The organism is Rhodoferax ferrireducens, assembly GCF_031458075.1.
GTDB lineage: Bacteria > Pseudomonadota > Gammaproteobacteria > Burkholderiales > Burkholderiaceae_C > Rhodoferax_B > Rhodoferax_B ferrireducens_A.
In genome coordinates, this window is the sequence record NZ_JAVDXT010000005.1 from 83744 (window position 1) to 106573 (window position 22830).

The following is a 22830-nucleotide window of genomic DNA, read 5'->3' on the forward strand; positions in this document are numbered from 1 at the left end:
TTTACTTTGAACCCCTAACAAGGGGAATACATCGCCGGTGTTACTTATCCAAGCCCCCCAGGCAGATGTACTTCATCTCCATGAACTCATCCAGCCCGTACTTGGAACCTTCGCGGCCCAGGCCCGACTGCTTGACGCCGCCGAATGGCGCTTCGGCGGTGGAGATCAAACCGGTATTGACGCCGACCATGCCCGACTCCAGCTGCTCGGACACGCGCATCACGCGGCCTATGTCGCGGCTGTAGAAGTAGGCGGCCAGGCCGAACTCGGTGTTGTTGGCGCGTTCAATAACCTCGGCTTCGGTGTCGAATACGAAGATCGGCGCCAGAGGGCCGAAGGTTTCGTCCTGGGCGAACAGCATGTCCTCAGAAGCACCACCGATGACCGTGGGTTCGAAAAACAGGCCGCCCAGCGCATGTGGCTTGCCGCCGGCCAGCACCTTGCCGCCCTTGGCCACGGCGTCGGCGATGTGTTCCTTGATCTTGGCCACAGCCTTGCTGTCGATCAACGGGCCCTGGGTCATGCCGGCTTCGACGCCATTACCGACCTTCAAGGCGTTGACCTTGGCCACCAGCTTGGCGGTGAAGGCTTCCAGCACGCCGCGCTGCACATACAGGCGGTTGGCGCAAACGCAGGTCTGGCCGGTGTTGCGGTACTTGGAGATCATGGCGCCATCCACAGCGGCGTCCAGATCGGCGTCGTCAAACACGATGAAGGGCGCGTTGCCGCCCAGCTCCAGCGACAGCTTCTTGATGGTGTCGGCCGACTGGCGCATCAGGGTGCGGCCGACTTCGGTGGAGCCGGTGAAGGTCAGCTTGCGCACGATGGGGCTGCGCGTCATCTCGCCGCCGATCTGGCTGGCCGAGCCGGTCAGCACCGACAGCAAGCCCTTGGGCACGCCGGCGCGGTCCGCCAGCTCGGCAAACGCCAGCGCCGAGTACGGCGTCTGCGTGGCCGGCTTGACCACCATCGAACAACCCGCGGCCAGCGCCGGGCCGGCCTTGCGGGTCAGCATGGCAGTGGGGAAGTTCCACGGCGTGATGGCGGCGGTGACGCCGATCGGCTGCTTGATGGCCATCAGGCGGCGGTCGGCGCTGGGCGTGGGGATGGTGTCGCCATAGCTGCGGCGGGCCTCGTCGGCAAACCATTCGATGAAGGACGCCGAGTAAACGATCTCGCCCTTGGCCTCGGCCAGCGGCTTGCCTTGCTCGGACGTGAGTATCAGCGCCAGGTCGTCCTGGTGCTGCAGCATCAGGTCGTTGAGGCGGCGCAGGATGGCGGCCCGGTCTTTGCCCGACACATTGCGCCACTGGCGCTGGGCGGTTTCGGCGGCGGCAATGGCGCGCACGGTCTCGGCCGTGCCGCACATGGGCACCGTGCCCAGCACCTCGCCGGTGGCGGGGTTAGTCACAGGCACGGTCTCGCCGTTGTCGGCATCGACCCAGGCACCGGCGATGAAGGCCTGCTGGCGCAGCAGGGTCGGGTCTTTGAGGTTCAATTTCGCGGTCATGCAGTAGTCCTTAAGCGGTCATCGCGGTGGCAAGAATGTCCAGACCTTCGGCCAATACGGCGTCTTCAATGGTCAGCGGGAACAGGAAGCGGATCACGTTGACGTAGACGCCGCAGGTCAGCAGGATCAGGCCCGCGTCGAGGGCGCGCTTCTGGACCAGCTTGGTGAATTCGGGGTCGGGCGAGCCGTCGGCCTTGTTGAACTCCACCGCCACCATGGCGCCCAGGCCGCGGATTTCGGCGATCTGGGGCACTTTGGTGCGCAGGCTTTCCAGCCGGGCTTTCAGCACCTGACCCAGGCGCTCGGCGCGTTCGCAGAGCTTTTCTTCTTCCAGCACGTCCAGCACCGCGTGCGCCGAGGCGATGGCCAAGGGGTTGCCGGCGTAGGTGCCGCCCAGACCACCGGGGGCCGGCGCGTCCATGACTTCGGCGCGACCGCAAACCGCCGACAAGGGCATGCCGCCGGCCAGGCTCTTGGCCATGGTCATCAGGTCGGGCACCACGCTGTGGTGGTCCATGGCGAACATCTTGCCGGTGCGGGCAAAGCCGGTCTGGATTTCATCGGCGATCAGCAGAATGCTGTGCTGGTCGCACAGCGCGCGCAAGGCCACCATCAGCTCGGATGGCATCACGTAGAAGCCACCCTCGCCCTGGACCGGTTCCAGGATGATGGCCGCGACCTGGGTGGGCTCGATGTCGCATTTGAAGATCTGCTGGATGGCGTTCAGCGTGTCCTGCACCGTCACTTCATGCAGCTCGGTGGGCGCCGGCACATGGAAGATGCTGCCGGGGAAGGGGCCGAAACCGACCTTGTAGGGCACGACCTTGCCGGTCAGCGCCATGCCCATGAAGGTGCGGCCATGGAAGGCGCCGGTCAGCGCGATCACGCCGGGGCGGCGGGTGTGGGCGCGGGCGATCTTGATGGCGTTTTCCACGGCTTCGGCGCCGGTGGTGAAGAAGGCGGTTTTCTTGGCGTGGCTGCCCGGCGTCAGCGCGTTCAGGCGCTCGGCCAGGTGCACCGAGCTTTCATAGGGCACGACCTGGTAGGCGGTGTGGGTGAAGCGCTCCAGCTGCGCCTGGATGGCGGCGATCAGCTTGGGATGGCGGTGCCCGGTGTTCAGCACGGCGATACCGGCCGCGAAGTCGATGAAGCGGCGGCCTTCCACGTCCCACAACTCGGCGTTCAAGGCGCGGTCGGCGTACATCGGTGTACCGATGCCCACACCGCGCGGGGTGGCGGCGACGCGGCGCGCATCCAGCTCTTTGTTGCTGAGGGCAGGGGTGAGGTGGCGGGTGTCGGTAGCGGTGTTCATAGTTTCCTTGCGGGCAATGGAGTAGACGTGGGCAAAGTTTAGAATCGATTTGGCCCCAAAATTAGAACCAATATTGAATACTTTATGGAACCAATTAGGCGCAACAGTGTTCCGAAGGCCAGCACCCTGCCCGACTTCGTGCTGCGCCAGTTCGACCAGCACAGCCCGCAGAACGACCACCGCCAGCTGTACAGCATTCTGCAGGGCGGCATCCGCCAATCGGTGCTGGCGGCCGGCACCAAGCTGCCACCGACCCGGGTGCTGGCCCAGGCGCTGGGCATCGCCCGCAATACCGTGGTGCATGTCTACGAACAGCTGGCGCTGGAGGGCTATGTGCAGGCCGGCGTCGGCCGCGGCACCTATGTGGCGGCCATCGGCCCGCGCCTGGTGGACCGCAGCGCAGCCCAGCCGCCCAGCGCCGGCGCACGCACCGCCCTGCTGTCGCGCCGCGGCAGCCAACTGGTGCGCGACAGCAAGGCCGCGCCGCTGCAGTGGGGCGCCTTCACCCCCGGCGTGCCCGAGGTGCGCATGTTTCCGTCCCAGGTGTGGAGCCGACTCCAGGCCCGCATGCTGCGCCAGCACACGCCCGACCAGCTGACCTACGCCACCGGCCCGGGCGACGCCGGCCTGCGCCAGGCCGTGTCCGAATACCTGCAGGGCACGCGCGGCGTGGTCTGCAGCCCCGAGCAGGTGGTGATCACCAGCGGCACCCAGCAGTCGCTGCACCTGGTGGCGCAGCTGCTCAGCGATGTGGGCGACACCGCCTGGCTGGAAGACCCGGGCTACTGGGGCGCGCGCAGCGTGTTCCGCGCGCATGGGCTGCAGCTGGAGCCGGTGGCCGTCGACGCCGAGGGCATGGCGCCCACACCCGAGCAGCTGCGCCAGCCGCCGCGGCTGATGTTTGTCTCGCCCTCGCACCAGTACCCGGTGGGCGCGCTGATGGGCCACGGCCGGCGCCAGCAGCTGCTGGACTACGCGGCGGTGCACAGCGTCTGGGTGGTGGAAGACGACTACGACAGCGAATTCCGCTACGGCACCCGGCCGCTGCCAGCGCTGCAAGGCCTGGACGCGCACGGCCGCGTGGTCTACCTGGGCACGTTTTCCAAGACCCTGTTCCCTGCCCTGCGCATCGCCTACCTGGTGCTGCCACCCGACCTGGTGGACGGCTTTGCGCGCGCGCTGAACGAGCTGTTCCGCGAGGGCCAGACCCTGCAGCAGGCGGTGCTGGCGCGCTTTCTGGCCGAAGGCCACTACGCCAGCCACATCCGGCGCATGCGCGGCGTCTACAGCACCCGGCACGATGCGCTGATCCAAGCCATCCAGCAAGAGTTCGGCAGCCAGCTGCCGGTGATCGGCGGCGATGCCGGCCTGCACCTGGTGCTGGGCCTGCCGCCGCAGGTGGACGATGCTGCCGTGGCCCAGGCCGCGCTGCGCGCCGGCGTGACGACCCGGCCGCTGTCGCTGTACTACCTGCGCCAGCCGGCGCCCACCAAGGGCTTGCTGCTGGGCTACGGCGCGGTGCGCGAGGAAGAAATCGGCCCCAGCTTCGCCAAGCTGGCCCAGGTGGTGCGCGGCTTTTTATAAGCTTGCATGAGGTAACTCTGGCGACTCCAACGCCGCCGGTGGCTGCCCATAATCCGCCCATGGGACACCTCTACCTTGTGCGCCACGGCCAGGCCTCGCTGGGGGCTGCGGACTACGACCAGCTGAGCCCGCTGGGCCAGCAGCAGAGCGTGCGCCTGGGTGCGTATTTCGCCAGCAAGGGCATCCAGTTCGAAGCCGTGCTGACCGGCACGCTGCGCCGCCATACGCAAACCTATGCCGGCATCTGCCTGGGCAGCGACGCGCACCTGGTCGCCCTGCCCTGGCCGGGGCTGGACGAGTACGACAGCGCGGCGCTGATCGCTGCCATCCACCCCGCGCCGCTGCCGCCACCCACCGAGCCCGAGGCCTACCGCCAGCACTTCCGGCTGCTGCGCGACGGCCTGACGCAGTGGATGAACGGCGTGCTCAGCCCCCACGGCATGGCCCGCTACGAAGACTTTCGCCACGGCGTGGTCGCCGCGCTGGACCATGTGCGCCGGCAGTACCGCGGCAATGTGCTGATCGTCAGCAGCGGCGGGCCGATCGCCACCGCCGTCGGCCACGTCCTCGGCACCACGCCCGAGACCACCATCGCGCTGAACCTGCAGATCCGCAACAGCGCCATCACCGAGTTCGCCTTCACGCCGAAAAAGTGCCTGCTGCACAACTTCAATACGCTGCCGCACCTGGAGCATGCGGACTACGCCAGCTGGGTCACTGCCGCCTGAATGCTATTTAATCGATAGCTACCAGCGCAGATAAAACCTGCGCCAACGGCCTGTTTCTTATAAATTTCCGGCACCAACCCGCTCGGCCAGCAGGGTCTGCGCCGCCGCCTTCACCGCCTGCGTCAGCCGCTGGGCCGACACGGGCTCGTGCTCCCAGTGGTGCCAGTACAGCGCCACGTCGACGGTGCGGCCCGGCAGCAGTTCTTCCAGCGGCAAGCGGCCGACGCGGCGCGCCAGAAACTGCTCGGGCACCATGCCCCAGCCCATGCCGTGCTCCAGCGCGCTCTCGAACGCATCCACCGCCGGCACGAAATGCCGCGGGTACTGGGGCGAGGCCAGGCCGAAATGCTGGGCCAGAAAGGCGTCCTGCAGCGCATCCTTGCGGTCGAAGATCAGGGCCGGCTGGGCCAGCAAGCGGTGCACCGACACCGCGCCGGCCCGGGTCCGGCACTTCTGCAGCAGCGCGGGCGCCACCATGGCGCGGTAGCGCATCACGCCCAGCGGCTCGGCCAGGCAGCCGCGCATGGCCTGGGCCAGCGCACTGACGCAGCCGATCACGTCGCCGTTCTTGAGTGCTTCGAGAGTGTGGTCCTGGTCGTGGATGGCGATGTCCAGCAGCAGCCGGTAGCGGGCCAGCGTCGTGGCCACGCCGGGCAAAAACCAGCTGGCCAGCGAGTCGGCATTGACGGCCACACCCAGGCTCTGCCAGGGGCTGGCGGCACCGCCCTGGGCCCGGCTGCCGGGCAGGCCGTGGACCAGATCAGCCTCCATCAGCCGCAGCTGCTTCACATGCGCCAGCAGGGTCTGGCCGGCCGGCGTAGCCCGCACCGTCTTGCCGCGCACCAGCAGGCGCTGGCCCAGCGCGGCCTCCAGGCCTTTGATGCGCAGGGAGATGGCGGCCAGGGTGAGGTTCAGCGCTTTCGCCGCCGGGCCGAAGCCGCCTTCTTCCAGCACCGCGGCCAAGGCTTCTAACTGCCGCGCGTCTAGCATGGCAACGCCGCCAGCACATGTGGGAGGTACAGGCGTGTTGACGAAAGCGTGGTGGGATGCAATTCGGGCTACTCCATCAAGTATTTTTTACGTGATGGAGTTTATGCCTAGCAGCGCTTAAATCCCACGCCGCACCGGGGTGCCTACACCCCGTCCAGCAGCACCAGGTCGAAGCTGGCGCCGCTATCGCGCAGCTGCTTCAGCGGAGCATGGGCGGGGTCGTCGTACCAGGCGCGGGCCTGGGCCGCGCTGGGGAATTCGATGACGACCGTGGTGCCGGGCAGGTGGGCCCTGCCCTCCAGCAGTTGCACGGGGGCTCGAGCCCGCAGGATGCCGCCGTGCCGGGCGATCAGCGCGGGCATTTTTTCGCTGTATTCCTTTTGCCAATCGGTGTTGTGGACGACGAGAGAGCCAATCGCATAGCTGGGCATTGCAGTTCCTTGGGTGGTACCGCCCATCGGCGCTGTCGCATTACAGCGCAGAACCTGGGCGTGCAGCCATTATTTAAGGCACTACCATTGCCGTAAATGGCCAAACTCTTACGATATCCGTAACTAATTATTCTGGATATGAGCGACAAACTCCGCAGCATGCAGGTCTTCGTGGTGGCGGCCAGCGCCGACAGCTTTGCCGCCGCCGGACAGCAACTGGAGTTGTCCGCCGTGATGGTGGGCAAACATGTGCGCGCACTGGAGACGCAACTGGGCGCACGCCTGATCGAACGCAGCACCCGCAAACAGGCCCTGACCGACATCGGCGCCAGCTACCTGGAACGCTGCCGCGAAGCCCTGGCCAGCGTGGAGGCAGCCGACCAGGTGGCCGAGAGCCTGCGCGCCGCGCCGCAGGGCAGCTTGCGCATCTCCGCCCCGGTGGCCTACGGCGTGCATTGCCTGACGCCGGTGCTCAGCGCCTATGCCGCCACCTTCCCGCAGGTGCAGATCGACCTGGTGCTGAACGACCGCGTGGTCGACATGGCCGAAGAAGGCATAGACATTGCGCTGCGCGCCGGCACGCTGGCCGACACCGCCCTGGTCGCCCGCGCCCTGTGCGCCACCCAGGTCTGGGCCGCGGCCAGCCCTGGCTACCTGCAGCAGCGGGGCGTACCGGCCCACCCAACTGATCTGGCGCAGCACAACTGCCTGGCGTTTGCCGCCTGGGGCAGCCAGCCCCGCTGGCGCTTCAGCCGCGGCGATGAGAGCTTCACCGCGCCGGTGGTGGGCGGCTTCACCAGCAACAACGGCCAGGCCTTGCTGGGCGCCGCCATCGGCGGGCTCGGCGTGGTGGTGCAGGCCGACTACGTGCTGCGCGCTGCCGTGGCCAACGGACAGCTGACCCGGCTACTGCCCGACTGGCAATTGCCGGAACGCGCCATGCACATCGTGCGCCGCGCCGAACGCCGGCCCAGCGCCAAGGTGCGCAGCTTTATCGACTTCACGCTGATGCAGCTGGGTTAGCCGCCGCACAGCTCAATTATTTCTTACGTGATACAAATTAGATTTAGCTTTGTTTAATTAAAAACCCGGTCACCGGATACTGCGGGCCAACCTGATACGAAAGCCCCCATGTCCACCCTCTTGCTCACACCCGCCTTCAGCGCCGGCCTGCTGCTCAGCCTGTCGCTGATCATCGCCCTGGGGCCGCAAAACGCCCATGTGCTGCGCATGGGGCTGACCGGTCAGCATGTGTGGACCACGATTGCGGTCAGCATCGCCTCAGACATCGGCCTGATCGGCATCAGCGTGCTGGGCCTGGCACAGCTGGGCGGCCTGTCGGACAAGCTGCAGGGCGCGATGGTCGGCGCTGGCATCCTGTTCCTGCTGTACTACGGCTACCAGGCGTTCACCCGCTTCCGCACCGGCGCCACGGATACCCAGGTGGACTTGGCGCCCACCGCGGCAATGACCCGGCGCCAGGCGGTAATGGCGGCACTGGCCTTTGCCTGGCTGAATCCGCATGCCTGGCTGGACACTGCGGTGCTGATCGGCACCGCCTCACTGGCCTGGGGCCGGCCCGGCAACGCGGTGTTCGGACTCGGCGCTGCAACCGCCTCGGTGCTGTGGTTTGGCGGACTTGGTCTGGCCCTGGTGTGGCTGGGCCAGCGGCTGCGCAAGCCCGCGCTGTGGCGGGCGCTGGACGGGCTGGTGGCCGCCATGATGTGGGGCACCGCCGCGGTGCTGGCCTGGGGGTTGGTCTAAGCATTTGCTCTAGTTTTGAATATCAAAAAAAGGAGCAGCTCGCGCAGGATTAATCTGCGCCAGAGGCCGATTTCACGCCTGAAAAATCAACCTAAATCGGGGCTATCCACCAGGGTCGACAGCGGCAGGTCGGCGATCTCCTGCAGCAGCAGGGCCAGCTGCTGGCCCGAAGCCTCGACCAGGGCCTGGCCCTTTTCGGCGGTGGCAGCAGCAGCGTTGCCGGCCGCGCCGGTGGCGTTGTAGTCCTGCATCTGCCAGCCCAGCTTGGCGCTTTTGCCATTGCCGAGGATAGGGTACTTGGCCGCGCGGTCTTGCGAGCTGGACTTGAAATCGCGGGCCTGGTCCATGCGCACCCATTGCGGACGCAGCGCCAGCATCATCGAGGTTTCCACATCGCCGGCGTGCACACCGAAGCGCTGTTCCTCGGCGCTGAACGGAGCATTCGCCGCGCCCAGCGGCAGATTGAACCAGCTGGCGCTATAGACCAGCAGATCGTGTTCGGTACGCAGGGTGCGGGCCACGATGTCCATCAGGCTGACCTGGCCGCCATGGGCATTGAAGATCAGCAGCTTCTTTACGCCGCTGCGCGCCACGCAAGCGCCGAGTTCGGTCCAGATGCGGATCACGGTTTCGCTGGACAAGGTCAGCGTGCCGGGAAAGCGCTGGTGCTCGGGGCTGAAGCCGACCTGCTGCGTCGGCAGCACCAGCACCGAGGCGTCGGCCGGCAGATGCGGCAATGCGGCCGCCACCACGCCGTCCGCCAGGGTGGTGTCGACGCTCAGCGGCAGGTGCGGGCCATGCTGCTCGGTGGCGGCCACCGGCAGCACGGCGACCGTGCGGGGGGCGTCAAGTTGCGCAAAGTCGCGGGTGGTGAGGTCGGCCCAGAAGCGTGGTGTGGCGTGCATGGCCTGGATTTCACCACAGGCTGCGGCACCACTCCAGCACGCGGGGGTCCATGTCGTGCAGCAAGGCCCACACGGCCACACCGGCCAGGGCTGCGCCGGCCATCCGCATGCCCCAGTCCTTGCGCTGGGGGCTGCGCCAGGCCTGCAGGCGCAGCCAGAGCCAGGGCCCGGCCACCAAGGTGATGCTGCTGCCCAGGGCGAACAAGGCCATGGACAGCGCGCCGTCCAGCGGGCCGCCGCTCAGCGACGCAACCAACAGGGCCGAATACAGCAGGCCGCAGGGCATCAACGCCCAGGCGGCCCCGGCCACCAGCACCCAGCGCCGCCCGGCCACCCGGGAACGCACGCGGGCCCAGATCTGGCGGCCCGCACCGTCCACCCACAGCGGTTGCCGCGCCAACACCAGCAGCACGCCGCCCCAGACCAGCACGGCGACATGGAACAGCGTCCACACCGGCCGCAGCACCGCCGATTGCTCGGCCAGCCAAGCCAGGTTCTGCACCGCCGCGGCGGCCAACGCACCGGCCAGCGTGTAGCCCAACAAGCGCCCGGCCTGCAGCTGCAGCATGCCGCGCGGGGCGCCGGCCACCCGCACCACGCCCGCACAGGCCGCGCCGCACATGGCAGCGCAGTGCGGCCCGCCGGCCAGGCCCATCAGCAGCGCGGTCCAGGCAAGTGACGTCTGCATAGTAATTACTTACCCCCTCGCATTCGGCCAGAACGCACGCCACCCAGAGATGCCGTGGAACCGGCTTTGCCGGGCCACTGGCATCGCCCCCTGCAAGGGGGTTGGCGGAAAGTGCTTTAGCACTGGAGCCTGGGGGTGAGTCAAATGATCCGGGAAAAGCGCGCGCGGTTCTGGTCGGCCTGCAGGTAGCGGTCGAACACCATGGCGGCAGCGCGCACAAAGAACCAACCCGTCGGCGTAACCTGGATGCTGCTGGCATCGATGCTGACCATGCCGGCGTCGACCAGGGGCTGCAGGGCATCCAGCTCGGCGGCGAACATGGCTTTGAAGTCCACCAGGTAGGCCAGCTCGATGGATTCGAACTGCACCTCGCCCTGGCACATCAGGGCCATGATGATGGCGCGGCGCACCAGGTCGTCGCGGTTCAGTGCCAGGCCCCGTACCACCGGCAACTGGCCCTGGTCGAGCTTGTCGCAGTACTCCTCCATGGTCTTGGCGTTCTGGCTGTAGGTGGCGCCCATGCGGCCGATGGCCGAAACGCCCAGGGCAATCAGGTCGCAATCGGGCTGGGTGCTGTAGCCCTGGAAGTTGCGGTGCAGCCGCCCCTGGCGCTTGGCCACGGCCAGCGCGTCGTTGGGCAGGGCGAAATGGTCCATGCCCACGTAGACGTAGCCGGCACCCAGCAGCGCGTCCAGGGCCTGCGCCAGCATGCTGAGCTTGGCAGCGGCCACCGGCAGCTCGGACTTGAGGATGCGGCGCTGCGGCTTGAAGCGCTCTGGCAGGTGGGCGTAGGCGTACAGCGCAATCCGGTCGGGACGCAGGTCCACCACCTGCTCCAGGGTGCGGGCAAACGAGGTCGGCGTCTGGCGCGGCAGGCCGTAGATCAGGTCGGTGTTGATGGACTCAAACCCCAGCGCCCGTGCGGCTTCCACCAGGGTGAACACCTGCTCGGCGGGCTGTACGCGGTGCACGGCCTTTTGCACATCGGCATCGAAGTCCTGCACGCCAAAGCTCAGGCGGTTGAAGCCCAGCGCCGCCAGGGCGGCCAGCCGGGCCGGGTCGACGGTGCGGGGGTCGACCTCGATCGCGTATTCACCGCCCGGAGCCAGCGTGAAATGGCGGCGCAGCATCTGCATCAGCTGGCCCAGCTCGGCGTCGCTGAGAAAGGTGGGACTACCACCGCCCAGGTGCAGCTGGCTGACCACCCGGCTGCTGCCCAGCTCGGCGGTGTGCAAGGCCATCTCGCGTTCCAGGTACTGCAGGTAGGCCGCACCGCGCTCGTGGCGCTTGGTGATGATCTTGTTGCAGGCACAGTAGTAGCACAGCGATTCGCAAAACGGGATGTGCACGTAGACCGACAGCGGCAGGGTCTGCGCGGCGGCCCGGCGCAGGCGCAGGGCGCGGGCATAGTCGTCGGCGGTAAACGCTTCAACAAAGCGGTCGGCCGTGGGATAGGATGTGTAACGCGGCCCTGGCACGTCAAAACGGCTGAGTAGATCTGGCGTAACGCGGGTCATAAAGGGCACTCTGGTTGCATATGCCCAATGTGCCGCGAACGCCGCCAGCTTTCCTTGACCTGGATCAAGCCGGTTTCAGATACTTCTATACACAATATAAGTTCTTATATGCCCTTTCGTTTTTGAATCAGCCCATACTCCGCGCATGAACCCTATTGCCATCAAAGTTGCCTGTTCGAACTGCAATCTGCGTGAACTGTGCATGCCGTTGGGGCTGAACCAGGACGAGCTGGACCGCATCGACAGCCTGGTGGCCGTGCGGCGCAAGATCAAACGCGGTGCCACGCTGTTCCGCAATGGCGAGACGTTTACTGCGCTCTATGCCATCCGTACCGGCTTCTTCAAAACCTCGATCACCACCGAGGACGGGCGCGACCAGGTGACCGGCTTCCAGATGGCCGGCGAGATCATCGGCCTGGACGGCATCGTCAACGACCACCATACCTGCGATGCGGTGGCGCTGGAGGATGCCGAGGTCTGTGAGATGCCATTTGAGCGCATCGAAGAGTTGTCGCGCGAGGTCAATGCCTTGCAACGCCATGTGCACAAGATCATGAGCCGCGAAATCGTGCGCGAGCACGGTGTGATGCTGCTGCTGGGCAGCATGCGGGCCGAGGAACGGCTGGCGGCGTTTTTGCTGAACCTGGTGCAACGCCTGCATGCGCGCGGCTTCTCGGCGCTAGAGCTGGTGCTGCGCATGACGCGCGAAGAAATCGGCAGCTACCTGGGGCTGAAGCTGGAAACCGTAAGCCGCACCTTCTCCAAGTTCGTCGAGGACGGCATTGTCGAAGTCAAACAGCGCCACATCCGCATCCTGGACACCGAAGCGCTCAAGCGCATCGTCAATCAGCAGACGCAGGCCTGTCTGTAGGCTTCGCCACCAGCAGCGCCAGGCTGGCGACCAGCGCCGTCACCCCCCAGAAACCAAAGAACGCCAGGCTGTACACGCTTTGCCGTGACAGCTCCAGCGACTGCCCCTGCCATTGCAGGCTGTGCGGATCGACCACGGCAAACACCAGGGCTTCCAGCACGCAGGCGCCCAGGAAAGCCGGCCACAACACGCTAATGGTGCGCTGCGCTGTCATTGCGGGCACCGCTTACTTCTGCAGCACCGCGCCAGCAGGCGTGGCTGCATGGTTGCGCCCCTGCATCGCCGGCGCCAGCGAACCCTGGGCGGCCAGGGTCTTGTTGATATTCACACCCTGGCGGTAGTAGTCCTGCGCCAGCACCGGATCTTGCTGGCTGAAGGCGATCCAGGCCGTGACCACGGCGGCCACCACCACCACCAGAGGCCCGGAGATCACCAGCCACACATGGCCGTATTTCCACCAGGGTTGCGAGATAGGTTCAGGCATGAAGGTCTCCTTATCGGGGCACGATGAACGTGGATTTTTCCGAGACACGGTGTTCGCCGTCCGCGGTTTCTATGTCGAACACCACCGGGTGCGAACCCGGGGTCGCCGAGCCATAGGGAATGTGCAAGCGTACCGCCATCCAGCGGGACTGCACGGCATCCACCTCCACCCATTCGTCGGACGCCAGCACCAGGCCGTCCAGCCCATGGGCCGCCAGGCGGTAGCGCTGAGGCGACTCGGTGGCGTTCATTACCTGCAGGCGGTAGACATTTTCCAGCTGGCCACCGGCGACGATGCGCGACAAGGCCGCGCGGTCGCGCACCACGTCCACCTTCAGCGGGGTGCGCAGCAGCAGGCTGGCCAGCAGGACGGCGGCAATCGTCCACAGTACCGCGGTGTAAATCAGCACACGGGGCCGCAGCACCCGGCGCAGCATCTGCCGGGCCGACCAGCCCTGGGCGATACCGTTCTGCGTGGCAAAGCGGATCAGGCCGCGCGCATAACCCATCTTGTCCATCACGCCATCGCACACGTCCACGCAGGCCGCGCAGCCTATGCACTCGTACTGCAAGCCCTCGCGGATGTCGATACCGGTGGGGCAGACCTGTACGCACAGGGTGCAGTCCACACAGGACCCCAGCCCCAGGGCCGCCGGATCGGCCTTGCGCGAGCGCGCACCGCGCGGCTCGCCGCGGGCCGCGTCGTAGCTGACGATCAGCGTGTCCTTGTCGAACATGGCGCTCTGGAAGCGGGCATACGGGCACATGTACTTGCACACCTGTTCGCGCAGAAAACCGGCGTTGCCGTAGGTGGCAGCACTGTAGAACAGGCCCCAGAACACCTCCCACGAGCCAAAGCTGCCGCTCAGCGACTCCTGCAGCAGCTCCTGCGTGGGCGTGAAATAGGAGACGAAGGTAAAGCCGGTCCACAGCGACAGCACGATCCAGACCGCATGCTTGGCCCACTTCTTCCAGAGCTTGCGCACCGACAAAGGCCCGCCGTCCAGCCGCATGCGCGCCGTGCGGTCGCCTTCGATATGGCGTTCTATCCACATGAAGATTTCGCTGTACACCGTCTGCGGGCAGGTAAAGCCGCACCAGAGCCGCCCCGCCACCGCGGTGAACAAAAACAGCGCCAGCGCCGACACCACCAGCAAGCCCGTCAGGTAAATGAAATCCTGCGGGTACAGCACCAGGTTGAAGATGTAGAAGCGCCGCGCGCCCAGATCGAACAGCACCGCCTGGCGCTCGCCGTACTGCAGCCAGGGCAGGCCGTAGTAGACCAGCTGGGTCAGGAACACCATGGCCCAGCGCCAGCGGGCGAACAGGCCTTGCACCGAGCGCGGGTAGATCTTCTGCTGCGCGGCGTACAGCGACACCATATCCCCATCGGCCGGCACGGCGGCGATGGGAATGGTCTTGCGGGGGCTGGGCGCGCGCATGGTCTGTTTACGGGGTGACCGCAGGCTTGTTCGACAGGCCCCAGACATAGCTGGTCAGCACATGGATCTGCGCCTCGGTCAGCTTGCCTTGCTGGGCCGGCATCTGGTTGGTCTTGCCGTTGTTGACCATGGCCACGATGGCCTCCTCGCCCCAGCCGTGCAGCCAGATGTCGTCCGACAGATTGGGGGCCCCCAGGGCCGGGTTGCCCTTGCCACCCACGCCATGGCAAGCGGCGCAGACGCCGAACTTGGACTTGCCCAAAGCGGCGCGCAACGAGTCGTGCGGGCTGCCCGACAGGCTGAGCACATAGTTGGCCACGTTCTTCACGTCGTCCGGCGTGCCCACCGCGGCAGCCATGGGTGGCATCTGGCCGGTGCGGCCCTGGCTCACGGTTTCCTTGATCTTGTCGGTGCCGCCGCCGTGCAGCCAGTCGGCATCGGCCAGGTTCGGGAAGCCCTTGCTGCCGCGGGCATCCGAGCCGTGGCACTGGGCGCAGTTGTTCATGAACAGGCGCTCGCCCACGGCCATGGCCTGCGCGTTGCCGGCCAGCTTCTCGGGGGGCAAGGCAGTGAAGTTGGCATACAGCGGCGCCAGAGCCTGGTTGGCCTCGGTCACTTCGCCCTCGTATTCACCCACCTGTGTCCAACCCAGCGTGCCTTTGTAGCTGCCCAGGCCGGGGTAGACCACCAGGTAGCCGATGGAGAACAGCACCGTCAGGATGAACAAACCCACCCACCAGATAGGCAGCGGGTTGTTCATCTCGCGCAGGTCTTCGTCCCATACGTGGCCCGTGGTGTTATCGCTCTGGAACGGTACTTTCTTGCGCGCAGTGATCCACAGCAAAAGCAGACACGCGGCAATGCTGACCACCGAAATGCCGGCGACAAATAACGACCAGAAGTTGCTGGTGAAATCACTCATGGGAATATCCTGTTAGCCGTCAATCTTGTAGAAAAGGAAGCTGCGCTGCTTCGTCAAACCGGGCTTTGTTGCGGCGCGAGAAAGCCCAGACCCAGATACCAATGAAGGTGATGAAGCTGCAGACGGTGGCGATAACGCGCAAGGTGGTGACGTCCATGGTGGGCTTTCTGAATCAAGGAGCGCTGGCAGGTGCAGCGGGGGCAGGGGCAGCAGCGGTCGGCGCGGCTTGCAATGCAAGCTGGTCGGTCAAGGCCCGGCCCAGCACCTGCAGGTAGGCGATCAGCGCGTCTTGCTCGGTCTTGCCTTGCACTGCCTCCGCGCCCCCGGCGATCTCTGCATCGGTGTAGGGCACGCCCACGCTGCGCAAGGCCTTCATGCGGGGTGCCACCACGGCCGGATCGACCATGGCTTTTTCCAGCCAGGCGTAGGCGGGCATGTTCGACTCGGGCACCACGTCGCGCGGGTTGTTCAGGTGGATGCGGTGCCATTCGTCGCTGTACTTGCCGCCTACGCGGTGCAGGTCCGGGCCGGTGCGCTTGCTGCCCCACTGGAACGGGTGGTCGTAGACAAACTCGCCGGCCACCGAGTAGTGGCCGTAACGCAGGGTCTCGGCGCGGAACGGGCGGATCATCTGCGAGTGGCAGTTGTAGCAGCCCTCGCGCAGGTAGATGTCGCGGCCCACCAGCTGCAGCGGGGTGTAGGGCTTGAGGCCGGTCACGGCCTCGGTGGTGGACTTCTGGAAGAACAGCGGCACGATCTCGACCAGTCCGCCCACGGCGACCACCAGCAGGATGAGCACGATCATCAGGAAGTTGTTGGTCTCGATCTTCTCGTGCGAAAACAGCGGGATGGGTTTGTTGTTGTCAGCCATGTTCTTGTCCTCAAGCGTGGGCAGGTTGGAACGCCGGCACGGGTACCAGCACCGAGCGGCCGGAGATCGCCGTCATCCACACGTTCCATGCCATCACCAGCATGCCGCTCAGGTACAGCAAGCCACCGACCATGCGCACCACATAGAACGGGAAGGTGGCTTTGACGCTCTCCACAAAGGTGTAGGTCAGGGTGCCGTCGGTGTTCACCGCACCCCACATCAGGCCCTGCATCACGCCGGCAATCCACATAGCGGCAATGTAGAAAACAACGCCGATGGTGGCCATCCAGAAATGCAGCTCAATGGCCTTGATGCTGTACATGGTCTTGCCGCCAAACATGCGTGGGATCAGGTAGTACAGCGAGCCCATGGTCACAAAACCCACCCAGCCCAAGGCGCCGGAATGCACATGGCCCACGGTCCAGTCGGTGTAGTGGCTGAGCGCGTTCACCGTCTTGATGGCCATCATCGGACCCTCAAAAGTGCTCATGCCGTAGAAGGACAAAGAGACGATCAGGAAGCGCAGGATGGGGTCGTCGCGCAGCTTGTGCCAGGCGCCCGACAAGGTCATCACGCCGTTGATCATGCCGCCCCAGCTGGGTGCCAGCAGGATCAGCGAGAACACCATGCCCAGCGACTGGGTCCAGTCCGGCAAGGCCGTGTAGTGCAGGTGGTGCGGACCCGCCCACATATAGGTGAAGATCAGCGCCCAGAAGTGCACGATGGACAGGCGGTAGGAGTACACCGGCCGCTCGGCCTGCTTGGGGATGAAGTAGTACATCATGCCCAGGAAGCCGGCCGTCAGAAAGAAGCCCACGGCGTTGTGGCCGTACCACCACTGGACCATCGCATCCTGCACGCCGGCATAGGCCGAGTAGGACTTCATCCAGCCCGCAGGCACCTCGGCACTGTTCACCACATGCAGCAACGCCACGGCGATGATGAAGGCGCCGTAGAACCAGTTGGCCACATAGATGTGTTTGACCCGGCGCCGGCCTATGGTGCCAAAGAACACGATGGCATACGACACCCACACCAGGGTGATCAGGATGTCGATCGGCCACTCCAGCTCAGCGTATTCCTTTCCGGTGGTGTAGCCCAGCGGCAGGCTGATGGCGGCGGCCACGATCACCGCCTGCCAGCCCCAGAACACGAAGGACGCCAACGGCGGGCAGAACAGCCGAACCTGGCAGGTGCGCTGCACCACGAAGAAGCTGGTGGCCATCAGCGCGCAGCCACCAAACGCAAAAATCACCGCATTGGTATGCAGTGGCCGCAAGCGCCCGTAGCTGAGCCAGGGAATGCCCATGTTGAGATCGGGCCAGGCCAGCTGGGAGGCAATGATGACCCCCACCAGCATGCCCACCACGCCCCAGACCACGGACATGATGGCGAACTGCCGCACCGCCGTATCGCTATAGACCTCGGATGGGGCCATCTGTGTATTCGTAAAAGCCATGGGCACCTCATTTGTGTTCATGGCAGTGTCGGCGCGGTGCACTTGCCGCACTTTGATGCAAGTCAATCGATGGCTACTTAGCACTGCCTATAAGCAGGCCCTGTATTTTTCAAGAACACCGCAGAGCTGGCTTTGCCAGGCTACTGGTGTTGCCCCCAGCCTGTCGTAGATGTTTTGCAAACATCTACGAGGGGGGTTGGCGGAAACATGCGTTATCGACCTATTGGGTCGATTCCGGGCAGTGTGTAGCGTGGGGGTGAGCCAATCCCTTCAATCGTTGTGCAGAATCCGCTCGCCTTCTTGCTCCACCGACTCGAACTGGCCCTGGTAGATGGCCCACCACAGCCCACCCAGGATCAGCAGCACCAGCACCACCGACAAGGGGATCAACAGATACAGGATGTCCATCCGTGCTCCAATACCGTTTTGCTATGCAATACATAGCTGCTTGCGCAGTTTAAATAAGCGCCAGAAGCAGTTTTCATATACAACTAGCCGCGGGACAGGCGGGCGGCATTCAGCACCACCAGCAGCGAACTCAGCGCCATGCCCAGGCCCGCGGCCCAGGCGGGCAGCCAGCCGGCCAGCGCCAGGGGCACGCAGACCGCGTTGTAGGCTGCGGCCCAGAGCAGGTTTTGCCGCACCACGCGCAGCGTGCGCCGGGCCATCCACAGGGCCTGCGGCACCACGTTCAGCGCATCGCCGGTAACCACCAGGTCGGCCTGGCGCTGCGCCAGCGGTACAGCCTGGCCGAAGGCAAACGACACATGGGCGCCGGCCAGCACCGGGCCGTCGTTCAGCCCGTCGCCCACCATCGCCACGCAATGGCCCTGGGCTTGCAGCGCCTGCAGATGCTGCAGCTTGTCCTGCGGCGAACAGCCGCCGCGGGCCAGCGCAATGCCGACCTGCCCGGCCACCCGCAGCGCGGCCGCGGCGTTGTCGCCCGACAGCAGCTCGACCCGGATGCCCGCGGCCCGCAGCGCCTGGATCGCCAGCACTGCATCGGGCCGCACGTCCTCCGACAAATCAAAGGTGGCCAGCCAGCCCTGCGCATCGCTGAGGTGCACCTGCTGCTGGGCCGGGTCCGCGGGCACGCCGCAGAACAGCGCCGCGCCGAAGCGGTAGTGCGCACTGCGCAAGCCCTGGCCGACGACCTCCTCCACATCCTGCACCGGCTCGGCCGGCAGGCCCAGCGCCTGGGCGGCGGCCACCACCGCGCGCGACACCGGGTGCAGCGACTGGCTGGCCAGCGCCGCCGCCAGGGCCAGCGCGCGCTGTGCCGACACATCGGCCCGGTGGTGGGTGGTGACCACGGCCATGCCGTCACGGGTCAGGGTGCCTGTCTTGTCGAACACCACGGTATCCACCTGGGCCAGGTTTTCCAGGGCCTGCAGGCGCCGCACCAGCACGCCCGACCTGGCCATGCTGCCAGCGGCCGCCAGCAGCGCCGCCGGCGTGGCCAGCGACAGCGCACACGGGCAGGTGACCACCAGCACCGCCACCACCACCATCAGCGCATGGCCGGGGCCGGACGGCCACCACAGCAGGCCGGCCAGCGCGGCGGCCAGCAGCACACCCCACAGGAACGGCCGCGCCACCCGGTCGGCCAGCTGCGCCAGCCGCGGCTTCTGGCTGGCGGCCTGGGCCATCAACGCAACGATCTGGGCGAAGCGGGTGCTGGCACCCAGTTGGTCTACATGCAGCTCGACTGGCGCGCTCAGGTTGTAGCTGCCGGCCAGCACCGCGTCGCCCACCGCGCGGCCCAGCGGCCGGGATTCACCGGTGAGCAAGGCCTCGTCCACCTGGGTGCGGCCTTGCAGCACGGTGCCGTCGGCCGGGAAGGCCTCGCCCGGCAACACGCGGATGTGGTCGCCGGTGTGCAGCCGCCGCACCGCCACGCGGACAAAGGCCGTGCCGTCCCAGCGCTCCACGCTGTCGGGCAGGCGGCCGATCAGCGCCTCCAGCGCGCCGGCGGTGCGGTCGCGCAGCCGCAGCTCCAGCCAGCGGCCGGTGAGCAGAAAGAACACGAACATGGTCAGCGAATCGAAATACACCTCGTGGCCCAGCAGGCCGTCGGGGTCGAAGGTGCCGGCGCTGCTGACGGCAAAGGTCACCGCCATGCCCAGCGCGGCCGGCAGGTCCATGCTGATGCGGCGCTGCAGCACGTCGCGCCAGGCATTGGCAAAGAACGGCCCGCAGGAGAACACCAGCACCGGCAGGGTCAGCACCCAGGAGGCCCAGCGCAGCAGCTGCGCCATGTCGGCCGTCATCTCGCCCGGCCCGGCCACATAGGCGGGCATGGCGTACATCATCACCTGCATCATGCACAGGCCGGCCACCAGCCAGCGCCACAGCGCCCGCCGTTGCTCCACCTGGCGGCGCTGGCGCTCGCCGGCGTCCAGCGCCGGGATCGCGTAGTAGCCGGCCTGCGCCACGGCGGCCAGCCACTGCGAGGGCCGGGTCTGCGTGGCCGACCAGACCACCCGCGCCCGCCGGGATGCCGCGCCCACCTCGGCCAGGCGCACGCCGGGCACGGCGCGCAGGGCTTGCTCGACCGACAGCGCACAGGCCGCGCAGTGCATGCCGTCGATCAGCAGCTGCGATTCCTGGTAGGCCGGCCAGTCGCTGGATGGCTGGCTGAACGCAGCCCATTCGCCAGGTTCGTCCAGCCAATCGCGGATGGGCTGGGGGGAAGGCGCAAGGGTGGCAAGCATGGGGCCTAGCGTAGCCGTGTAGGACGAGGCCGCATTTGATGTGGATCAACCCCATAGCCGATAAATAGGACTAATCTATCGGTCTAGTCCACTACCGGAGATCACCATGTACAAATGCATTCTTGTCGCTACCGATGGGTCGGAACTCTCGCAGCTGGCAGTCACCAGCGGCATTGACCTGGCCAAGCTGACCGGGGCCAAGCTGGTCATCGCCAAGGTCGTGCCGTTCTACGCGCGCAGCTATTTCGAGGGCTCGATTCCCGTGAGCATGGACGAGCTGGCCCGCATCGAACAGCAATGGTCTGACGACGCCCTGGTCGTGGTGGACGCCGACAAAGCCCGTGCCGAGGCCCAGGGCGTCAACGCCAAGGGCGTGGTGGTGAAGTCGGACCTGGTGGCCGAGGGCATCATTGCCGCCGCCACCCAGCACGACGCCGATTTGATCGTCATGGCCTCGCACGGCCGCCGCGGCATCAAGCGCCTGCTGCTGGGCAGCGAAACCCAGCAGGTACTGACGCACTCGCACACGCCGGTGCTGGTTTTACGCTAAATCGATGGCTGGCGCATATATAGCTTGCGCAAGCAGCTATCAAACGCATAGCATTCGAAAAGCCAACGCCCCATCTGGGGGCGTATAAAGGGGAACCCACCCGCGCAAGCAGCCTCCAAGCTGGAGCGGCGGGGCCGGTTCCTCTATTTTCGAAAGGTTGTGCTATGGCGTTAGGCTGGTTTTCACTGCTCAAGACCGTACCCTGGGCAGAGGTGATCGCCACCGCACCGGTGGTGGCCGACGGCGCCAAGAAGCTCTGGAAAACCGTTTCCAAAAAGCCGGTCACGGCACCCGCCCCGGCCTCGGTGGTGCTGGCCACCGAAGGCGACATCCTCAGCCAGCTGCAGGCCCGCATCGCCACCCTGGAAGCCACCACCGCCGAGCTGCATGCGCAAATGCAGGATTCGACCGAGCTGATCCAGGCCCTGGCCACCCAAAATACCGAGCTGGTACAGCGCGCCGAAGCCAACCGGGTGCGGCTGCGCTGGGTCAGCCTCGGCCTGGTGCTGTTGGCGCTGGTGTTGGCCTACACCCTGAAAACAGGCGTCTAACCCCCAGGAGTCCACCATGTACATCCCGCCCGGTTTCAACACGGTCACGCCCTATTTCTTTGTGCGCAACGCCGATGCGTTTGTGGACTTCCTGGTCAACGGGCTGGGCGGCCGCGAAACCGGCCGCACGCTGCGGCCCGATGGCTTCATTGCCAACGCCCGGGTGCAGATCGGCGGCTCGGCGGTGATGGTCAGCGAGGCCAGCGACCATTACCCGCCCATGGCCGCGGCCTACTACCTGTATGTGGAAGACGCCGACGCGGCGATGGAGCGGGCACTGCAGCACGGCGCAGTGCTGCAGATGCTGGTGGCCGACATGCCCTACGGCGACCGCCAGGGCGGCGTGCTCGACCCGCACGGCAACATCTGGTGGATTTCCCAGCGCACCGTGCAGGCGCCCTATTCAGACTGAGCTGTACCGGCCAAGGCCGCGCGCAGCCGTGGCTGGGCGAGATCCAGGCCCAACTGGCTCGCCAGCGCCAGCACCGGAGCCAGCCGCCGCTGCTTCTTCTGCGCATGGTTCTGCGCAATGTCGGCCAGGCGGTGGGCCAGAAACGGATTCAGCAGGCGTTCGCGCAGGTCGACCAGATAGGCCAAGGCTGCATCGCGCTGGCCCAGTGCGTCGAACACCGGCAGCACCTCTTCGGCCCATAGCGATTCCAGCGCAGCGCGCAGGGCCGCGTCGTTCATCGCCTGCTGCACCGTCTCGTCGGCCGCGCGGCCGTCGACCAGCCAGCGTTCGGCCAGGTAGGTATGGCCGGCATTCAGCAGGAACAGCTTGAGCCGCTCGTGGTGGTCCAGATCGTCGGTCAGGACAATAGCCTCGTGCTCGCAAGGCAACACCAGCCGATCCTGCTTTTCCACCGCCCACAGCGCATAAGGCTCGGCCACTGCGCCCACCGGGTCCAGCGCTTCGGAGACGATGCGGTCGACCAGCGAATTGGCCCAGACGCAGTGTTGCCGCAGCCAGGCAATGCAGTCGGCCGGCAGTGCCCAGCCAGCGGCCAACCCGCAGACCACCTCGCGCAGCGCATCGCCGTTACGCTCAATCAGCTCGCAGGGAAAGATCGACAAGGGGGCTTCTGGCTGCTGCTGCCAGCGGTGCCGCAACAGCACCAGCAGCTTGGCGGGGAAACTGCGCGGCACGCGGCTTGGTGAGGCCAGCAGATCGGGGCCATCCTGGGCGTCCAGCTGGTAGCCGCGGTCGGCGGTGTTGGAGACGATCACCCGGACCTCGCCAGCCACCGCCTCCAGTAGCCGGGGCCAGTCGGCATCGGCCTGCCAGGCCTGGCGCACGGCGTTGCAGGTGACGGTGCTGTCGATGCGCTCGCCGCGCAGCAGGCCGCGCAGATGCACCGGGTAGCCAGCGCCCTGGGCCAGGGCCGCCACGCGCTGCGCGCTGGCCGGGTTGTGGGTGGTCTGCACCACGGTGATCCCGCCCAACGCCTGGCCGCGCGCCAGCGCCTGCGAAACGAACAAGTCCACATGCGCCTGCAGGAAGCGGCTGGTGCCGAACTGGAGTATGGGCTGGGTCATGG

General features: G+C 66.3%; 25 protein-coding genes. 8 read left to right on the top strand and 17 right to left on the bottom strand.

Going from position 1 to position 22830, the window contains the following annotated elements; genetic code table 11:
* Positions 1-40: 40 nt before the first annotated feature.
* Both J2X19_RS21395 and gabT read right to left on the bottom strand, forming a co-directional pair.
* Positions 41-1510, bottom strand: a complete 1470-nt coding sequence (locus J2X19_RS21395; RefSeq protein ID WP_310376351.1) for an NAD-dependent succinate-semialdehyde dehydrogenase — start codon at positions 1508-1510, stop codon at positions 41-43.
* A gap of 10 nt (positions 1511-1520) precedes the next feature.
* On the bottom strand, positions 1521-2822 hold the full coding sequence (gene gabT, locus J2X19_RS21400) for a 4-aminobutyrate--2-oxoglutarate transaminase (protein ID WP_310376353.1): 1302 nt from the start codon (positions 2820-2822) through the stop codon (positions 1521-1523).
* Between the two features lie 84 nt (positions 2823-2906).
* Here gabT and pdxR point away from each other — a divergent pair, with 84 nt between their 5' ends.
* Positions 2907-4406 (top strand): MocR-like pyridoxine biosynthesis transcription factor PdxR, encoded by a 1500-nt coding sequence (gene pdxR, locus J2X19_RS21405; RefSeq protein WP_310376355.1) that lies wholly within the window; start codon positions 2907-2909, stop codon positions 4404-4406.
* 59 nt (positions 4407-4465) lie between these two features.
* On the top strand, positions 4466-5134 hold the full coding sequence (locus J2X19_RS21410) for a histidine phosphatase family protein (RefSeq protein WP_310376357.1): 669 nt from the start codon (positions 4466-4468) through the stop codon (positions 5132-5134).
* A gap of 57 nt (positions 5135-5191) precedes the next feature.
* Here the strand turns inward: J2X19_RS21410 and J2X19_RS21415 are convergent, their stop codons facing one another.
* Both J2X19_RS21415 and J2X19_RS21420 read right to left on the bottom strand, forming a co-directional pair.
* Entirely contained in the window at positions 5192-6124 is a 933-nt protein-coding gene (locus J2X19_RS21415; RefSeq protein ID WP_310376359.1) for an HTH-type transcriptional regulator ArgP, read from the bottom strand.
* A gap of 143 nt (positions 6125-6267) precedes the next feature.
* Positions 6268-6555: a DUF1330 domain-containing protein gene (locus tag J2X19_RS21420; protein WP_116606901.1), complete on the bottom strand. Its 288-nt coding sequence runs from the start codon at positions 6553-6555 to the stop codon at positions 6268-6270.
* A 138-nt stretch (positions 6556-6693) separates the two neighbouring features.
* Between J2X19_RS21420 and J2X19_RS21425 the strand changes: the two genes are divergently transcribed.
* Both J2X19_RS21425 and J2X19_RS21430 read left to right on the top strand, forming a co-directional pair.
* Positions 6694-7578, top strand: a complete 885-nt coding sequence (locus J2X19_RS21425; RefSeq protein WP_310376362.1) for a LysR substrate-binding domain-containing protein — start codon at positions 6694-6696, stop codon at positions 7576-7578.
* Positions 7579-7686: 108 nt separating this feature from the next.
* Positions 7687-8319 (top strand): LysE/ArgO family amino acid transporter, encoded by a 633-nt coding sequence (locus J2X19_RS21430; RefSeq protein ID WP_116606899.1) that lies wholly within the window; start codon positions 7687-7689, stop codon positions 8317-8319.
* Positions 8320-8405: 86 nt separating this feature from the next.
* Here the strand turns inward: J2X19_RS21430 and J2X19_RS21435 are convergent, their stop codons facing one another.
* The 3 genes from J2X19_RS21435 to hemN all read right to left on the bottom strand — a co-directional run bounded on the left by J2X19_RS21435 (position 8406) and on the right by hemN (position 11429).
* Complete coding sequence (locus J2X19_RS21435) at positions 8406-9224, bottom strand: creatininase family protein (protein ID WP_310376367.1); 819 nt, start codon at positions 9222-9224, stop codon at positions 8406-8408.
* A gap of 10 nt (positions 9225-9234) precedes the next feature.
* On the bottom strand, positions 9235-9912 hold the full coding sequence (locus J2X19_RS21440; protein ID WP_116606897.1) for a sulfite exporter TauE/SafE family protein: 678 nt from the start codon (positions 9910-9912) through the stop codon (positions 9235-9237).
* A 140-nt stretch (positions 9913-10052) separates the two neighbouring features.
* Positions 10053-11429 (bottom strand): oxygen-independent coproporphyrinogen III oxidase, encoded by a 1377-nt coding sequence (gene hemN / locus J2X19_RS21445; RefSeq protein ID WP_310376369.1) that lies wholly within the window; start codon positions 11427-11429, stop codon positions 10053-10055.
* Between the two features lie 145 nt (positions 11430-11574).
* On the opposite strand from hemN, the gene fnr reads away from it, so the two are divergent.
* Positions 11575-12300 carry a fumarate/nitrate reduction transcriptional regulator Fnr gene (gene fnr / locus J2X19_RS21450; RefSeq protein WP_116606895.1) on the top strand — a complete coding sequence of 242 codons (726 nt, stop codon included), beginning with the start codon at positions 11575-11577 and terminating at the stop codon, positions 12298-12300.
* On the opposite strand, the gene J2X19_RS21455 is transcribed toward fnr, so the two are convergent.
* The 9 genes from J2X19_RS21455 to J2X19_RS21495 form a co-directional block, all read right to left on the bottom strand.
* On the bottom strand, positions 12272-12514 hold the full coding sequence (locus J2X19_RS21455; RefSeq protein ID WP_310376880.1) for a hypothetical protein: 243 nt from the start codon (positions 12512-12514) through the stop codon (positions 12272-12274). The genes fnr and J2X19_RS21455 overlap by 29 nt on opposite strands.
* A gap of 12 nt (positions 12515-12526) precedes the next feature.
* Positions 12527-12784: a FixH family protein gene (locus J2X19_RS21460; protein WP_310376372.1), complete on the bottom strand. Its 258-nt coding sequence runs from the start codon at positions 12782-12784 to the stop codon at positions 12527-12529.
* Between the two features lie 10 nt (positions 12785-12794).
* Positions 12795-14225 (bottom strand): cytochrome c oxidase accessory protein CcoG, encoded by a 1431-nt coding sequence (ccoG, locus tag J2X19_RS21465; RefSeq protein ID WP_310376373.1) that lies wholly within the window; start codon positions 14223-14225, stop codon positions 12795-12797.
* 7 nt (positions 14226-14232) lie between these two features.
* Complete coding sequence (gene ccoP, locus J2X19_RS21470; protein WP_310376374.1) at positions 14233-15147, bottom strand: cytochrome-c oxidase, cbb3-type subunit III; 915 nt, start codon at positions 15145-15147, stop codon at positions 14233-14235.
* 19 nt (positions 15148-15166) lie between these two features.
* Positions 15167-15304, bottom strand: a complete 138-nt coding sequence (locus tag J2X19_RS21475; protein WP_092760593.1) for a cbb3-type cytochrome oxidase subunit 3 — start codon at positions 15302-15304, stop codon at positions 15167-15169.
* A 15-nt stretch (positions 15305-15319) separates the two neighbouring features.
* On the bottom strand, positions 15320-16018 hold the full coding sequence (gene ccoO, locus J2X19_RS21480) for a cytochrome-c oxidase, cbb3-type subunit II (RefSeq protein WP_310376376.1): 699 nt from the start codon (positions 16016-16018) through the stop codon (positions 15320-15322).
* A gap of 10 nt (positions 16019-16028) precedes the next feature.
* A complete protein-coding gene (ccoN, locus tag J2X19_RS21485) occupies positions 16029-17498 on the bottom strand; it encodes a cytochrome-c oxidase, cbb3-type subunit I (protein WP_405048717.1) in 1470 nt (489 codons plus the stop codon).
* Positions 17499-17747: 249 nt separating this feature from the next.
* Complete coding sequence (ccoS, locus tag J2X19_RS21490) at positions 17748-17885, bottom strand: cbb3-type cytochrome oxidase assembly protein CcoS (protein WP_116606889.1); 138 nt, start codon at positions 17883-17885, stop codon at positions 17748-17750.
* A gap of 83 nt (positions 17886-17968) precedes the next feature.
* On the bottom strand, positions 17969-20191 hold the full coding sequence (locus tag J2X19_RS21495; RefSeq protein ID WP_310376378.1) for a heavy metal translocating P-type ATPase: 2223 nt from the start codon (positions 20189-20191) through the stop codon (positions 17969-17971).
* A gap of 106 nt (positions 20192-20297) precedes the next feature.
* On the opposite strand from J2X19_RS21495, the gene J2X19_RS21500 reads away from it, so the two are divergent.
* The 3 genes from J2X19_RS21500 (at position 20298) to J2X19_RS21510 (ending at position 21704) form a co-directional block, all read left to right on the top strand.
* A complete protein-coding gene (locus tag J2X19_RS21500; protein ID WP_116606887.1) occupies positions 20298-20741 on the top strand; it encodes a universal stress protein in 444 nt (147 codons plus the stop codon).
* A gap of 164 nt (positions 20742-20905) precedes the next feature.
* Positions 20906-21292, top strand: a complete 387-nt coding sequence (locus J2X19_RS21505; protein WP_116606886.1) for a hypothetical protein — start codon at positions 20906-20908, stop codon at positions 21290-21292.
* A gap of 16 nt (positions 21293-21308) precedes the next feature.
* Positions 21309-21704 (top strand): VOC family protein, encoded by a 396-nt coding sequence (locus J2X19_RS21510; protein WP_310376381.1) that lies wholly within the window; start codon positions 21309-21311, stop codon positions 21702-21704.
* Here the strand turns inward: J2X19_RS21510 and J2X19_RS21515 are convergent.
* The gene (locus tag J2X19_RS21515) at positions 21692-22828 is read right to left on the bottom strand and encodes a mannitol dehydrogenase family protein (RefSeq protein WP_310376881.1); all 1137 of its coding nucleotides are present in this window, start codon (positions 22826-22828) and stop codon (positions 21692-21694) included. The genes J2X19_RS21510 and J2X19_RS21515 overlap by 13 nt on opposite strands.
* Positions 22829-22830: the final 2 nt, after the last annotated feature.

Bases quoted from the DNA above. Each gene is read 5' to 3' on its own strand.
- J2X19_RS21395 (WP_310376351.1), bottom strand. From the start codon at position 1,510: ATGACCGCGAAATTGAACCTCAAAGACCCGACCCTGCTGCGCCAGCAG.
- gabT (WP_310376353.1), bottom strand. From the start codon at position 2,822: ATGAACACCGCTACCGACACCCGCCACCTCACCCCTGCCCTCAGCAAC.
- pdxR (WP_310376355.1), top strand. From the start codon at position 2,907: ATGGAACCAATTAGGCGCAACAGTGTTCCGAAGGCCAGCACCCTGCCC.
- J2X19_RS21410 (WP_310376357.1), top strand. From the start codon at position 4,466: ATGGGACACCTCTACCTTGTGCGCCACGGCCAGGCCTCGCTGGGGGCT.
- J2X19_RS21415 (WP_310376359.1), bottom strand. From the start codon at position 6,124: ATGCTAGACGCGCGGCAGTTAGAAGCCTTGGCCGCGGTGCTGGAAGAA.
- J2X19_RS21420 (WP_116606901.1), bottom strand. From the start codon at position 6,555: ATGCCCAGCTATGCGATTGGCTCTCTCGTCGTCCACAACACCGATTGG.
- J2X19_RS21425 (WP_310376362.1), top strand. From the start codon at position 6,694: ATGAGCGACAAACTCCGCAGCATGCAGGTCTTCGTGGTGGCGGCCAGC.
- J2X19_RS21430 (WP_116606899.1), top strand. From the start codon at position 7,687: ATGTCCACCCTCTTGCTCACACCCGCCTTCAGCGCCGGCCTGCTGCTC.
- J2X19_RS21435 (WP_310376367.1), bottom strand. From the start codon at position 9,224: ATGCACGCCACACCACGCTTCTGGGCCGACCTCACCACCCGCGACTTT.
- J2X19_RS21440 (WP_116606897.1), bottom strand. From the start codon at position 9,912: ATGCAGACGTCACTTGCCTGGACCGCGCTGCTGATGGGCCTGGCCGGC.
- hemN (WP_310376369.1), bottom strand. From the start codon at position 11,429: ATGACCCGCGTTACGCCAGATCTACTCAGCCGTTTTGACGTGCCAGGG.
- fnr (WP_116606895.1), top strand. From the start codon at position 11,575: ATGAACCCTATTGCCATCAAAGTTGCCTGTTCGAACTGCAATCTGCGT.
- J2X19_RS21455 (WP_310376880.1), bottom strand. From the start codon at position 12,514: ATGACAGCGCAGCGCACCATTAGCGTGTTGTGGCCGGCTTTCCTGGGC.
- J2X19_RS21460 (WP_310376372.1), bottom strand. From the start codon at position 12,784: ATGCCTGAACCTATCTCGCAACCCTGGTGGAAATACGGCCATGTGTGG.
- ccoG (WP_310376373.1), bottom strand. From the start codon at position 14,225: ATGCGCGCGCCCAGCCCCCGCAAGACCATTCCCATCGCCGCCGTGCCG.
- ccoP (WP_310376374.1), bottom strand. From the start codon at position 15,147: ATGAGTGATTTCACCAGCAACTTCTGGTCGTTATTTGTCGCCGGCATT.
- J2X19_RS21475 (WP_092760593.1), bottom strand. From the start codon at position 15,304: ATGGACGTCACCACCTTGCGCGTTATCGCCACCGTCTGCAGCTTCATC.
- ccoO (WP_310376376.1), bottom strand. From the start codon at position 16,018: ATGGCTGACAACAACAAACCCATCCCGCTGTTTTCGCACGAGAAGATC.
- ccoN (WP_405048717.1), bottom strand. From the start codon at position 17,498: ATGAACACAAATGAGGTGCCCATGGCTTTTACGAATACACAGATGGCC.
- ccoS (WP_116606889.1), bottom strand. From the start codon at position 17,885: ATGGACATCCTGTATCTGTTGATCCCCTTGTCGGTGGTGCTGGTGCTG.
- J2X19_RS21495 (WP_310376378.1), bottom strand. From the start codon at position 20,191: ATGCTTGCCACCCTTGCGCCTTCCCCCCAGCCCATCCGCGATTGGCTG.
- J2X19_RS21500 (WP_116606887.1), top strand. From the start codon at position 20,298: ATGTACAAATGCATTCTTGTCGCTACCGATGGGTCGGAACTCTCGCAG.
- J2X19_RS21505 (WP_116606886.1), top strand. From the start codon at position 20,906: ATGGCGTTAGGCTGGTTTTCACTGCTCAAGACCGTACCCTGGGCAGAG.
- J2X19_RS21510 (WP_310376381.1), top strand. From the start codon at position 21,309: ATGTACATCCCGCCCGGTTTCAACACGGTCACGCCCTATTTCTTTGTG.
- J2X19_RS21515 (WP_310376881.1), bottom strand. From the start codon at position 22,828: ATGACCCAGCCCATACTCCAGTTCGGCACCAGCCGCTTCCTGCAGGCG.